This window comes from Bacillus sp. KICET-1 (assembly GCF_027721405.1).
Lineage (GTDB): Bacteria > Bacillota > Bacilli > Bacillales > Bacillaceae > Bacillus > Bacillus velezensis.
Map to the genome: position 1 here is coordinate 2,996,995 of NZ_CP113515.1, position 16,131 is coordinate 3,013,125.

At 47.6% G+C, this 16,131-nt stretch carries 1 protein-coding gene; it reads left to right on the forward strand.

Features of this window, described 5'->3' with window-relative positions:
* Positions 1 to 10 precede the first annotated feature (10 nt).
* Positions 11 to 16,102, forward strand: coding sequence for a bacillomycin D non-ribosomal peptide synthetase BamB (gene bamB, locus OVA33_RS15375; RefSeq protein ID WP_128974091.1), 16,092 nt, complete (start codon positions 11 to 13; stop codon positions 16,100 to 16,102).
* Positions 16,103 to 16,131: the final 29 nt, after the last annotated feature.

The following is a 16,131-nucleotide window of genomic DNA, read 5'->3' on the forward strand; positions in this document are numbered from 1 at the left end:
AGGTGCTCCAATGTCGGTATTTAAAACTCAAGAAACGTACTGGGAAAACCTGTTTGATGAAGAAGACGGCCTAAGCGCATTCCCTTACTTTAAAGCAGCGGATAAAGCATCGTTGGCCCGTACCGGCTACCAGGAAAAATGCATCTGCCGTTCCTTATCTCCGGAAGTATCTCAAAGAATCATCACAATGGCGAATCATTCCGATATGGCGGCCTATCTGATTTTATTGGCGGGTATTGAATGCTTGTTATATAAATATACGGATCAAACGAGCCTGATTCTTGGCATTCCGACGGTATCGAAGCAAAAAGCCGGCCAGTCAGCCGTTAACAACATTGTTCTCTTAAAAAATACGCTTTCAAATGAGAGCACATTTAAAACCGTATTCGGGCAGCTGAAAGAAGCCGTTAATGATTCTCTGAAAAATCAAAACCTGCCGTTTAGAAAAATGGTCCGGCATCTGAGCGTGCAATACAATGACGAGCATATGCCTCTGATTCATACCGTCGTTTCGCTTAACGAAATTCATTCCTTGCAATTTAAAGAAGATACTGCAGCCGATACGCTGTTTCACTTTGATTTGGAGAACAACGGGATTCATTTGAAACTTTTTTATAACGGCAATCTGTACGATGAGCGCTATATCAATCAAATTGTATCCCATTTGGATCAGCTGCTGTCTGTGATCCTGTTTCAGCCTCAAGCCGCGATCCATACGGCAGAGATCTTACCGGAAGCGGAAAAACAGAAGCTATTGTTTGATTTTAACGACACCGGCGCAGATTTCTCCGGGAGCAGAACAGTCTATCAATTATTTGAAGAGCAGGCAGAAAGAACGCCTGAGCATGCGGCCGTCAAGTTTAAAAACGACCATTTGACGTACAGGGAACTGAATGAGAAGGCGAGCCGTTTGGCAAGAACATTGCGTAATTGCGGGGTTCAACCCGATACGTTAGTCGCCATTCTCGCTGATCGTTCTTTAGAGATGATCGTATCCATTATAGCCGTTTGGAAGGCAGGGGGCGCTTATGTGCCCCTGGATCCTGAATATCCAAAAGAGCGGCTTCAATATTTGCTTCATGATGCGGATGCAGACGTTCTCCTTGTTCAGCATCATTTAAAAAACAGTCTCGCCTTTGACGGCCCGGTGATCGATTTGAATGATGAAACATCATACCATGCCGATTGCTCATTGTTATCACCAGTAGCGGAACACAGCCATTTAGCCTATGTCATTTATACGTCGGGTACTACAGGAAAGCCGAAAGGGGTCATGGTTGAACACGGCGGCATTGTAAACTCGCTCCAATGGAAGAAGGCGTTTTTTAAGCATTCTCCGGCGGATCGCGTGCTTGTCTTGTACCCGTATGTTTTTGATGCGTTCATTTTAAATTTCTTCGGCCCGCTCATCTCGGGAGCAACTTTGCACCTTTTGCCTAATGAAGAGAATAAAGAAACTTTCGCCATTCAAAATGCCATAAAACAAGAGAGAATTACTCATTTCTCAACTTCTCCCCGTCTTCTGAAAACGATGATCGAACAGATGAACAGAGAGGATTTCATCCATGTTCAGCATGTTGTTGTAGGCGGTGAGCAGCTGGAAACAGATACAGTTGAGAAGCTGCATTCTCTGCAGCCTCGCATTCGGATCAATAATGAATACGGACCGACAGAAAACAGCGTGGTATCTACATTTCACCCTGTTCAGTCCGCTGATGAACAGATCACAATCGGCAGCCCGGTGGCCAACCATCAAGCTTATATTTTAGGAGCGCACCATCAAATCCAGCCGATCGGCGTACCGGGAGAGCTGTATGTCGGAGGAGCGGGAGTGGCCCGCGGCTACCTCAATCGGCCTGAATTGACGGAGGAAAAATTTGTGGAGCATCTGCATGTCCCTGGTCAAAAGATGTATAAAACGGGGGATCTCGCCAGATGGATGCCAGATGGACGGATTGAATATTTAGGGCGGATTGATCATCAAGTGAAAATTCGCGGCTACCGGATTGAGACCGGCGAGGTAGAGGCAGCTATGTTCAACCTGGAAAACGTTCGTGAAGCCGCAGTCGTCGCGCGGGAAGGCGCAGACGGGGCCAAACAATTGTATGCCTATTATGTCGGCGAGGCTTCTTTGACCGCTGCGCAGTTCAGAGAAGACTTATCCCGGGAACTGCCGAATTATATGATTCCCTCCCGTTTTATCCCTTTGGAACGCATTCCGCTCACTTCCAATGGAAAGATTGATCTGAAAGCTTTGCCTGCTGCTGACGAAAATACGCGGACGGAAAACGAATACATACCCCCGCGGAACACAATAGAAGAACTGCTGGCGTCCATCTGGCAAGAAGTATTAGGGGCAGAACGTATAGGAATTCTGGATAATTTCTTTGATTTTGGCGGAGATTCGATTAAATCAATTCAGGTGTCATCCAGATTGTATCAAGCCGGATACAAGGTTGATATGAAGCATTTGTTTAAACACCCCTCGATTGCTGAACTTAGTCAGTTTGTAGCGCCGGTCAGCAGGGTGGCTGATCAAGGAGAAGTGAATGGCGGAACCAAGCTGACCCCGATACAGCATTGGTTTTTTGAGCAAAAAATGCCGCATGCACACCATTACAATCAGGCCGTCATGTTATATTCGGCGGAAGGCTTTCAAGAGGCTCCGCTTCGCCGGACGATGGAACGGATCGCGTCGCATCACGATGCCTTGAGGATGATTTTTGAAAAAACGCCGGATGGATACGCTCCGCGAATTACAGGAACAGATGAAAGTGAACTATACCATCTGGAAGTGATGAATTATAAAGGGGAAACCGAACCGGCTCAAGCGATTGCCGATAAAGCGAATGAGATTCAAAGCAGCATGGTATTAGACAAAGGGCCATTGATGAAGCTCGGTTTGTTCCAATGTCCGGACGGAGATCATTTGCTGATTGCAATTCATCATTTGCTGATTGACGGAGTATCCTGGCGTATTTTACTCGAAGATTTTGCAAGCGGTTATGAACAGGCAGAACGCGGACAAACGATCCAGCTCCCGCAAAAAACAGATTCGTTTCCATTCTGGGCCGATCAATTGTCCAAATATGCGGCGGAAACCGATATGGAAGAGGAGATTGCGTATTGGACTGAGCTTTCAAGTATAAAGCCTCAGCCATTGCCTAAGGACACTATCAGCGAAAGATCGTTATTAAGAGACAGCGAAGAAGTGACGATTCAATGGACAAAAGAGGAAACGGAGCAATTATTAAAACATGCGAACCGCGCCTACAACACGGATATCAACGATCTGCTGCTGACTTCGTTAGGGCTGGCTGTTCACAAGTGGACAGGCACGGAAGACATTGTCGTGAATTTGGAAGGCCACGGGAGAGAACCGATTATTCCGGATGCTGACATTTCCCGCACGATAGGATGGTTCACAAGCCAGTACCCTGTCGTCCTGAGGATGGAAGCCGGAAAAAACCTGTCGCAGCGGATCAAGATCGTAAAAGAAGGGCTGCGCCGTATCCCTGACAAAGGAATGAATTACAGCATCATCAAATATATATCCGGGCATCCGGAAGCCGACAGCCTGCGGCTGAATCCGGAGATATCGTTTAACTATTTGGGACAATTTGACCAAGACCTGAAGCATCAGGCTTTGCGCATCTCGCCTTTTTCCACAGGGTTATCAATGAACGAAAACCAAGAGAGAACGGCCGTGCTTGATTTGAACGGCATGATTGCCGAAGGGACATTATCACTGACACTGAGCTACAGCAGCAAACAATACGAAAGATCTACTATGGCGCAATTTGCCCGGGGGTTGAAAGAAAGTCTGCAAGAAGTCATTGCGCATTGCGTAAGCCGGCAGCAGACTTCTCTCACACCAAGTGACATCCTGTTAAAAGATATCTCAATCGACGAACTGGAACAGCTTTTGGAGCAGACGCGTGAATTAGGCGAAGCGGAAAATATTTATCCATTAACGCCGATGCAGAAGGGCATGCTGTTTCACAGCTTATTTGATCCGAATTCAGGTGCTTATTTTCAGCAAACGATGTTTGATCTGCATGGAGATCTGGAGATTGATTCATTTTCAAAAAGCTTGGACGGCTTATCGCAAAAATATGACATTTTCCGCACGAATTTTTACAGAGGCTGGAAGGATCAGCCGCTCCAAATCATATTCAAAACGAAAAAAATCGGTTTTCAATTCAATGACTTACGAGAGATGAAGGAATCACAAAAAGAAGCGATGATTCAGCAGTATGCCAGAGAAGATAAGATGCGGGGGTTCGACTTAGAAAAAGGCGCGTTAATGCGGTTATTCATCCTTCGTACGGATGAAAAAACATACCGTTTTATCTGGAGTTTCCACCATATTTTGATGGACGGCTGGTGCCTGCCGCTGATTACAAAAGAAATATTCGAGAATTACTTTGCCTTGCTTCAGCAAAAGCAGCCTGAACAATCATCAATTACTCCGTACAGTCAATATATTGAATGGCTCGGCCGGCAAGATGCGAAAGAGGCCGCGGCTTATTGGGATCAGTACTTGGAGGGATATGAGGAGCAAACCGGCCTTCCTAAGGATCACCATGCAGCGGAAGACGGACGATACGTTCCTGAAAAAGTGGCGTGTGACATAAGCTCCGATCTCACTTCGAAAATGAAGCGGACGGCAGGCAAGCATCATGTCACGCTGAACACGCTGCTGCAGACAGCATGGGCGGTTTTGCTGCAAAAATATAACCGAAGCCGGGACGTTGTGTTTGGAAGTGTTGTATCCGGAAGACCTGCTGGAATTCCAAACGTGGAAACCATGATCGGTTTATTCATTAACACCATTCCCGTCCGGTTCCGGTGTGAAGCCGGGACAACGTTTGCCGGGCTTATGAAAGAGGCGCAGGAAAGGGCTGTAGCGTCTCAACAATTTGAGACGCACCCGCTGTACGATATTCAAGCGCGTACAACGCAAAAGCAAGATTTAATTACACATTTAATGATATTCGAAAATTATCCGGTTGATCAGTATATGGAAAGTATAGGCCGCCAGAACGGAACATCCATCAAAATTTCCAACGTACAAATGGAAGAACAGACCAACTACGATTTTAATTTGACCGTTATACCGGGCGACGAGATGAACATCTCTTTTGAATACAATGCAAATGTGTATGAGTGGGCAAGCATAGAGCGGGTTCGGGAACATTTCATGCAAATCCTGCATCAAGTCGTGACAGATGCGGATATCCGGGTGGATCAAGCGGAATTGTTAACGGAAGGCGAAAGAAAAACCCTTCTGCAGACGCTTAACGACACGGCCGCGCCGTTTCCGCAGACGCCGGTTCATCAATTATTTGAAGAGCAATCGCAGCGTACGCCCGATCAAGCAGCCGTCATTGATAAGGATAGGCAGCTCACGTACGGAGAGCTCAATAAGCGGGCCAACCGCCTGGCGCGAACGTTAAGAGCGAAAGGAGTGCAGACGGATCAGCCTGTAGCCATCATCACAAGAAACAGCATCGAATCGGTGGTCGGAATCCTTGCCGTTTTAAAATCAGGCGGAGCCTATGTCCCTATAGATCCGGAATATCCGCAAGACCGCATCCGGTATATGCTGGATGACTCCCAAGCCGGAATCGTTTTAATGCAGCGGGATGTCAGGAAACAGCTTGCCTATGAAGGCGCCACGGTTTTACTTGATGATGAAAGTTCTTATCACCAAGATGACTCTGACCTTGCTCCGATAAATAATGCGAGCCATTTGGCATATGTCATTTATACGTCAGGTTCCACAGGCCGGCCAAAAGGCGTACTAATCGAGCACCGAGGCTTGACCAATTATATTTGGTGGGCGAAAGAGGTTTATGTAAAAGGCGAGAAAGCCAACTTCCCATTGTATTCGTCAATTTCTTTTGATCTGACGGTGACTTCTATTTTCACGCCGCTTGTCACAGGCAATGCAATCATCGTCTATGACGGAGAGGATAAAACAGCTCTGCTTGAATCGATTGTGCGGGACCCGAGGGTGGATATCATTAAATTGACCCCGGCCCATTTGCAGGTTTTGAAAGAAATGAACATTGCCGATCAAACGGCTGTCCGAAGAATGATTGTGGGCGGGGAAAACTTAAGCACCCGGTTAGCCCGCAGCATTCATGAACAGTTCGAAGGCCGGATTGAAATATGCAATGAGTACGGACCGACGGAAACCGTTGTCGGCTGCATGATTTACCGTTATGATGCCGCAAAGGACAGACGGGAATCGGTACCGATCGGAACCGCTGCGGCAAACACGAGCATTTACGTTCTTGATGAAAATATGAAACCCGCACCGATCGGTGTCCCGGGAGAAATCTATATCAGCGGCGCCGGTGTGGCAAGAGGATATTTGAACCGTCCCGAATTAACGGCAGAGAAATTTGTCGATGACCCGTTTGAGCCCGGAGCGAAGATGTATAAGACCGGAGATTTGGCGAAGTGGCTGGCGGACGGAAACATTGAATATGCGGGCAGAATAGATGAACAAGTGAAAATCAGAGGCTATCGTATCGAATTAGGCGAGATCGAGGCGGCACTGCTTCAAGAAGAAGCGATCAAGGAAGCTGTCGTTACAGCCAGAGAGGACGTCCACGGATTTAAACAATTGTGTGCATATTACGTGAGCGGCGGGCAAACAACGGCAGCCCGGCTCCGGAAACAATTGTCTCAAACCCTTGCAAGTTATATGGTTCCGGCTTATTTTATCGAGCTTGATGAAATGCCTTTAACTTCTAACGGAAAAATAAACAAAAAAGGGCTGCCTGCTCCGGATTTCGAGCTGCAGGACAGAGCAGAGTATAAAGCTCCCCGAACAAAAGCGGAAGAAATATTAGTTTCTGCCTGGGAATCGGTATTAGGCGCTGAAAACGTCAGTATTCTTGATAATTTCTTTGATCTTGGCGGAGATTCCATTAAATCCATTCAAGTATCCTCCAGATTAAATCAGCAAGGATACAAAATGGAAATCAAAGACTTGTTTCAATATGCAACAATTGCAGAATTGAGTCCGCATATCAAGCAGAATCTGCGTATAGCCGATCAAGGTGAGGTCAAAGGAAAAGTCAGCCTGACTCCTATTCAGCATTGGTTCTTTGATCACATAACGACAGATCAGCATTATTACAATCAAGCCGTCATGCTGCATGCGCCGGAAGGTTTTCAGGAAACGCAGCTTCGTCAAACCCTTCAAAAGCTTGCTGAACATCACGATGCGCTCCGCATGACGTTCCGGACTACGGAAAATGGCTGTGAGGCACAGAATGAAGAAATCGCCCAAAGCGGACTGTACCGCTTAGACGTCCTGAATCTGAAAGAAGATTCCGATCCGGGGCGTACAATTGAAGTCAAGGCTGATGAGATACAAAGCAGTATGCGTTTAAGTGATGGGCCGTTAATGAAAGCCGGGTTGTTTCAATGCGCAAATGGAGATCATCTGCTCATTGCCATCCATCATTTGATTATAGACGGGATTTCATGGCGCATTTTACTGGAAGATATCGTTAGCGGCTACAAGCAAGCCGAGAACGGGCGAGTGATTCAACTGCCGCAAAAAACAGACTCTTTCCAATTATGGGCTAAGAGACTGTCAGAATACGCGCAAAGTGAAACCATAAAACAAGAACAGGAATATTGGACAAAGATCGAACAAACCGAAGTCAAACCGCTGCCTAAAGATTTTCATGAAACCCATACAACTGCAAAAGACAGTGAAACAGCAGCTGTGGAATGGACGAAAGAGGAAACGGAGCTCTTATTAAAACAAGCGAATCGCGCTTATAACACGGAAATAAACGATTTGCTCTTAACTTCTCTGGGTCTTTCCATATCGCATTGGTCAGGACTGGAACAAATTCCGATTCATTTAGAGGGACACGGCCGAGAACAGATTATACAGGATATAGATATCTCCCGCACGGTCGGGTGGTTTACAAGTCTGTATCCGGTTGTGCTGCACGCGCAGCCGGGCAAAGAAATCTCTGATTATATCAAGACGACCAAAGAAGGATTGCGTCAAATTCCGCATAAAGGGATCGGATATGGAATAGCAAGGTACTTAAGCGGCGGAATGCCATCGAAACTCAATCCTGAGATCAGCTTTAACTACCTGGGACAGTTTGACCAAGATTTACAGCAGCATGGGGTTCAATTATCTTCTTATTCTTGCGGTTCAGACTCAAGCGGAAATCAAGAAAGACCGTATGTATTGAATATAAACGGAATGATCACCGAGGGCCGGCTGAAGCTTACGATCAGCTACAGCAGCAAACAGTACGCAAAAGAAACGATCATGCGGTTATCGGAAACGATTCAAAGCCGCCTGCGGACCATCATTACGCATTGCGTTCATAAAGAACAATCGGAACTGACGCCAAGCGATATTTTGTTAAAAGGCATGTCCATTGACGAATTGGATCAGCTCCTCATTCAACTGCCGCATGCAGGTGAGGTTGAAAACGTGTATCCGCTCACTCCGATGCAGAAAGGAATGCTCTTCCACAGCCTGCTGGACGAGGCCTCAAGTTCTTATTTTGAACAAGCATCGTTCGATTTGCAGGGAGAGTTAAAGATTGATTGGTTTAAAGCAAGCCTTGAACGATTATTTGAAACATACGCCGTGCTCAGAACCCGTTTTTACAGCGGCTGGAACGATACTCCTTTACAAATTGTCTATAAAACGCAAACACCGCAAATTCATTTTGCAGATTTGCGTGATAGAGAGGAGCACCTGCGCGAGGATGCAATCGCAGCCTATCAAAGAGAAGATAAGGCAAAAGGATTTGACTTGGCTCGGGATCGGCTGATGCGCATAGCGATTTTCCGTATGGAAGACCGCAAATATCATTTGATTTGGAGCTTCCATCATATTGTGATGGATGGCTGGTGCCTGTCTCTTATCACGAAGGAAGTGTTTGATCATTATAGCGCCTTACAGGAAGGCAGGGAACCAGAACCGTCATCGGCAGCTCCTTACAGCGACTATATCGAGTGGCTTGACCGCCAAGATCAGGGAGCGGCAAAGCGGTACTGGAGCGGGTATCTTGAAGGATATAAAGGTGAAACCACGCTTCTTCATAAAATAGAGCAGCATGAACAAAAAGAATACGCCTATGCCAATGTGATCTGCCGATTTAATCACGAACAGACAAAACAATTACAGCAGATCGCAAATCAGCATCAGGTTACATTAAATACGTTGATCCAAACGTTATGGGGAGTTTTATTACAGAAATACAGCGGGTCCGCAGACGTTGTCTTCGGCAGTGTTGTGTCGGGAAGGCCGGCGGAAATTCCTGATGTGGAACAGATGATCGGCCTGTTCATCAATACCATTCCGGTTCGCATCCGCTGCGATGAAGACAGCACTTTTGCTGATACGATGCAAATGGTTCAACAAAACGCGCTGGGTTCCCAATCGTACGATACCTATCCTTTATACGAAATTCAGGCCCAAACGGAACAAAAGCAAAACTTAATTGATCATATCATGATCTTTGAAAATTATCCGATAGGGCAGCAAGTCGAAGAGGGTCATGATGCTGCGGATTTAAATATCGTGAATTTCCATATAGAAGAACATACTCATTACGATTTTAATGTAGTTGTCATTCCTGGCGAACAACTCACCATTCATTTTGATTTCAACCAAAATGAATATGGACTATCAGAGGCAGAGCGGATTCGCGGACATTTTGAACAGCTCATTCACCAAATTTTGCAGCAGCCGTCTGTCAAAATAGAAGAAATGGAACTTCTGACGCAGCAAGAAAAAGAACAGCTGCTCACTCCGCTTTCCGGGGGAATAGAGAAGCCTGAATACGAAACGATTCATACTATGTTTGAACGCCAGGCGGCACAAACGCCGCAAGAAATCGCAATTCAATACGAAGGGGCGGAGATTTCTTACAAAGAGCTGAACGAAACGGCCAATAAACTGGCGCGGATTCTCCGTAAGCGAGGTGTGAAGCATCAGGAGCCGGTGGCTGTGATCGCCGGGCGTTCACCATCATTAGCGATTGCTGTTTTAGGCATTTTAAAAGCGGGCGGTGCCATTGTTCCGATTGATCCGAGCCATCCTGCCGAACGAATCCGCTATATCATTGAAAACAGCAGCTGCACTCATGTTGTGACAGAGAAAGACCGGTCAGTCCCCGAGGCAGCAACGCAGATTGTCACATTCATAGAAGAAGCGGAGACAGAACCGGACGGGAGCAATGTGCAGACGATAAACACGGCGGAGGATCTGCTTTACGTTATTTATACATCAGGAACGACGGGGAAACCGAAGGGTGTGCTGCTTGAACATAGAAATATGGCCAATTTGCTGTATGACCAATTTACAAACTCAGGCATCGATTTCAAAACCAATGTGCTTCAATACGCATCTCCGGCATTTGACGTCTGCTATCAAGAGCTGTTTTCAGCCCTGCTCAGCGGCGGCACACTCCACATCGTGCCTGAATCAATAAAGCGGGACGCGGCTCAGCTGTTTTCGTTTATTAATAAACATCAGACGGACATCGTCTTTTTCCCGACTGCTTTTGCCAAAATGCTTTTTAACGAAGAGAGCTATGCATATTCATTTCCACGCTGTGTGAAGCATTTGATTACAGCAGGAGAACAATTAACAGTATCCCGTTTATTTCAGAAAGTGCTCCGCACACACGGCTTGCATTTGCACAATCATTACGGTCCGTCAGAAACTCATGTAGTGTCGACGTATACCATTCAACCGGGAGATGATATTCCTGAATATCCGCCGATCGGCAAACCGATATGCCATAACAATATGTATGTCATCAGCAAGAACAAACAGCTTCAGCCCTTGGGCATTGCGGGAGAACTGTATATTTCCGGAGCAAATACCGGGAGAGGCTATGTGAATAACCCGGCTTTAACGGGAGAGAAATTTTTGCCTGATCCGTTCAGAGAGGGAGCCGTTATGTACCGCACCGGAGATTTGGCAAGGCTGCGTGAGGACGGGCAAATCGAATACCTCGGCCGCATTGATGATCAGGCGAAAATAAGGGGCTACCGGATCGAACCGAAAGAAGTTGAGGTCATATTGGCCAATCACCCGGCGGTGAGAGAAGCAGCCGTCCTTATTCAAAAAAACGCTTTGGGTGAAAATGAATTGTGCGCGTACTGCAGCGTCTCAAAAGCGACTGATCCTTCAGCATTACGGAAAGATCTGGCCAAAAACCTTCCTGACTATATGATTCCCGTGAAATGGGCTTTTGTTGAATCGATTCCGCTCACGGCAAACGGAAAAGTCGACCGCAAAGCATTGCCGGCACCAGAAGGAGGCGTGCAAACGGGGGGCGAATACGTTGCTCCCCGTACAGCGGCGGAAGCGCAGCTGGCGCATATCTGGAAAGAGGTGCTTGGACTTCCGCGTATCGGCGTGAAAGACAATTTCTTCGACATCGGCGGTCACTCGCTGCGGGCAACGACGCTGACAGCGAAGCTGCACAAAGAGATGGGGGTCAGCCTGCCGCTGCGGGAAGTGTTCCGATCGCCAACAATTGATGAAATGGCAGAAACGATTACCGGAATGAAACACACAGCATATACATCTATCCCGACCGTTGAAGCAAAAGAATACTATGCCGTCTCCTCGGCGCAGAAACGGCTGTACATTTTGAATCAGCTGAAAGGCGGAGAGCTGAGCTACAACATGCCGAGTGTCATGAGAGCCGATGGAGCTCTGGATCGGGAACTTGTCGAGAAGGCGATCCGCAAGCTGATTCAGCGCCATGAAACGCTGCGTACCGGCTTTGAACTGATAGATGGAGAACCGGTGCAGCGGATTTATGACGACGTCCCATTTGCAGTGGAATTCACTCAGGCGAAAGAAGAACAGGCGGAAGCCCTCGTTCATGGGTTTGTGCGGGCATTTGACTTGGAGAAAGCGCCGCTGCTGCGGGTAGGACTGATCGAGCTTGCAAAAGACCGCCATTTGCTGCTGTTTGACATGCATCATATCATTTCCGATGGCGTATCTATCAAGAATTTGATTGAAGAGTTCGTTTCATTATATGAAGGAAAAGAATTGCCGCCATTAAGGGTTCAGTATAAAGATTATGCGGCGTGGCAGCTGTCGGATATGCAAAGCGAACGGATGAAGAAACAGGAAGCGTACTGGCTGGATGTGTTCAGCGGAGAGGTTCCGGTGCTGGATATGCCAACCGACTACGGAAGACCGGCTGCGCGGAGCTTTGAAGGAGGACAAATCGAGTTTGTCATCGGACCGGAGTTGACGGAACAGCTGAAAGGCTTGGCGGTGAAGAGCGAAAGCACGCTGTACATGGTGCTGCTGGCTGCTTATACGACCATGCTTGCCAAATACAGCGGGCAAGAAGACATCGTAGTAGGCAGCCCGATTGCCGGAAGAACCCATTCGGATTTGGAAAGCTTAATCGGCATGTTCGTGGGCACACTGGCGATACGAACGAATCCGGTCGGGGAAAAAACATTCCGGGAGTACGTGCAGGAAGTCAAAGAGCATACATTAAAAGCGTACGAAAACCAGGAGTATCCATTCGACGAACTGGTGGACAAGCTGAATGTGTCCCGGGATTTCAGCCGCCATCCGCTGTTTGACACGATGTTCATATGGCAAAACACAGAACGGGGAGAATTGAGCCTCGATGATGTGCGTTTTACCCCTTATCCGGACAACCATGCGATGGCGAAGTTCGACCTGACGTTCCAAGCGGCAGAAAATGAAGACGGAATTACAGGTATGATCAGTTACGCGGCAGCGCTGTACAAGCAGGAAACTGCGGAACGCATGGCAAAGCACTTTATCCAATTGATCGAGGCGATTGCGAATGATCCGCAGGCGCCGCTTTCATCGCTGGAGATGATCACCGCGAAGGAGAAAGAGCAGATTGTGGAGAGATGGGGTCAACCGGCGATAGACTGCCCAAGGGACAAAACAATTCACCAATTGTTCGAGGAGCAGGCGGAGCGCACGCCGGAACATACGGCCGCAGTTTACGAGAAAAGCCGATTCACATACCGTGAGCTGAATGAGCGGGCCAACCGCCTGGCGCGGATTTTAAGAAGCGAAGGCGTGCAGCCTGACCAGCCTGTGGGTATTCTGGCAGAACGTTCTCTGGAAATGATCGTGGGGATTATGGCGATCCTGAAAGCCGGGGGCGCGTATGTGCCGATGGATCCGGACAGCCCGCAGGAACGCATCCGCTATATTCTGGAGGATTCAGGAGCAAAGGTTCTGCTGGCACAGCCCCATTTACAAGATCGTGTATCCTTTGCCGGAGAGATTTTACTGCTGAATGACGAACGAATGAACAGCGGGGACGGCTCGAATCTGGTGACGGCAGCCGGACCGGATCACTTGGCGTATGTGATCTACACATCAGGCACAACCGGCAAGCCAAAAGGCACGCTGATTGAGCATCGCCAGGTCCTTCATTTGATGGAGGGGCTCCGCGGACAAGTGTACGGTGCTTATGATTCGGGATTGCGTGTGTCTCTGTTGGCACCGTACTATTTCGACGCATCGGTCAAGCAAATTTTCGCGGCACTGTTAGGGGGACATGCACTGTATATCGTCCCTAAAGCATCAGTATCAGACGGTTATGCCTTGTCAAACTATTATCGCACCCACCGCATTGACGTAACAGACGGAACACCGTCACATTTGCAATTGCTTATCGCTGCAGACAGCCTTCATGGGGTAACGATCCGCCACATGCTTATTGGAGGAGAGGCGCTCCCGCAGGCGACGGCGGCGCAATTGCTTGAATTGTTTGCTTCGAACGGGTCATCAATGCCGCTCATAACCAATGTATACGGTCCGACGGAAACCTGTGTGGATGCATCGGTCTTTCATATCGTACCGGGGACATTGGCATCCGCTGACGACGGCGGTTACGTGCCGATCGGCAAACCGCTGGGCAACAACCGTGTGTATATTGTTGATTCCCATGATCGGATGCTGCCTATAGGTGTAAAGGGTGAGCTGTGCATCGCCGGAGACGGAGTAGGACGAGGGTATCTGAACTTGCCTGAATTAACGGGTGAAAAGTTTGTGGCCGATCCGTTTGTAATCGGAGAGCGGATGTATAAAACAGGCGATCTTGCCCGTTACCTGCCGGATGGAAACATTGAATATGCCGGAAGAAAGGATCATCAGGTTAAAATTCGCGGTTACCGGATCGAACTTGGCGAGGTGGAAGCCGCTCTTCTCAACATCGAGCATGTACAAGAAGCGGTGATCCTGGCCAGAGAAAATGCAGAGGGGCAAAGCGATTTGTATGCCTATTTTACAGGGGAGAAGTCACTGCCGATCAATCAGCTTAAAGAAAAACTCTCCGATCAAATACCAGGCTACATGGTTCCTTCATACTTGATGCAGCTGGAGCAAATGCCGTTAACCTCCAATGGAAAAGTGAATCGCAGCGCGTTACCGCTGCCTGAAGCAGGCTTGCAGACCGGGATTGACTATGTTGCTCCAAGGACAAAGCCGGAAGAGCAGCTGGTTCACATCTGGAAAGAAGTATTGAAGGTAGAACAAGTCGGCGTCAAAGATAACTTTTTCGATCTCGGCGGGCATTCGTTACGGGGGATGACGCTCGTTACCAAGATCCATAAGCAATTCGACAAAAGCATTTCATTGAGAGAAGTGTTTCAATACCCGACGATTGAAGAAATAGCGAGGGTCATTGCAGGCGCGGAAACCAGCGGACCGGATGAAATCCCTGTTGCAGAAGCCAAAGATGTTTATCCTGTATCTTCTGTGCAAAAGATGGTTTACCTGTCTACACAAATTGAAGGCGGAGAACTAAGTTACAACATGCCGGGGATTTTGACATTGGAAGGCAGGATGGACATGAATCGTTTACAATCTGCGTTCCAAAGTCTGATCCAGCGCCATGAATCGCTACGAACCGGATTTGAAATGGTCCGCGGAGAGCTGGTGCAGGTGATCAAGCCGCAGGCGGATTTCTCTATAGAAAGGTACAAAGCAGCTGATGAGCAGGTCGAGGAGCTGTTCCGCAATTTCGTGCGGCCTTTCGATCTCAGTCAGGCTCCGTTGCTTCGGGCCGGACTCATCGAATTAGAACAGGACAGACATGTTTTCATGTTTGACATGCATCATATCATTTCAGACGGCGCTTCTATGAATATTTTTGTTGAAGAACTGATTCAATTGTATGACGGCAAAGAATTAACCCCGCTCCGGATTCAATACAAAGATTACACTGTATGGCAGCAGCAGGCGGAGCAGAGGGAACGCATCAAGAGGCAGGAGAACTATTGGCTGAACGTATTTCATGAGGAACTCCCGCCATTTGAGCTGCCGAAAGATTTTGCCAGACCGCGAATTCGAAGCTTTGAAGGCAAGCGATACAATTTCGCTCTCGATGAGACCGTGGTCCAGGGGATAAAACAGATGGAAGAATTGACCGGATCGACCGCTTACATGATCTTGCTGTCAGCCTATAACATACTGCTGGCCAAATACAGCGGTCAGGAAGATATCGTCGTCGGTACGCCTATTGCGGGAAGAATGCATGAAGATTTACAGCATATTATCGGGATGTTTGTGAATACGCTGGCCATCCGTACGGCCCCGGCTGGAGAAAAGACCTTTATGGACTATGTAACGGAAACAAAAGAAACGATGCTGAAAGCTTATGAAAATCAAGAATATCCTTTTGAAGAATTAGTTGAGAAATTGGGAGTGAAACGGGACTTAAGCCGTAATCCGTTATTCGATACGATGTTTGTTCTGCAAAATACGGAACAAACGGATATCGAATTGGACTCTCTCGCGGTCAGACCATATGAACAAACAAATACGGCGGCCAAATTTGATTTGCAGCTGACCTTCGTGATGAATCCGCACGAGATACAAGGAAGCTTTGAGTACTGCACGAAGCTGTTCAAACAGAAAACCATCGCTACGCTGAGCAAGGATTACGCCATGATTCTGTCGGCAATCATAAAAGACCCATCGATTCCTTTAAAAGAAATTCAATTAAGTGAGAAAGTAAACAAAAGTGAACACTTTGCAAGCGAAATCGAATTGAATTTCTAAAAACGGCCGGTACCGGCTGTCCCCGGCAT

Excerpts from the sequence above, each read along its gene's own strand:
- bamB (WP_128974091.1), top strand. The coding sequence starts at position 11 with ATGTCGGTATTTAAAACTCAAGAAACGTACTGGGAAAACCTGTTTGAT.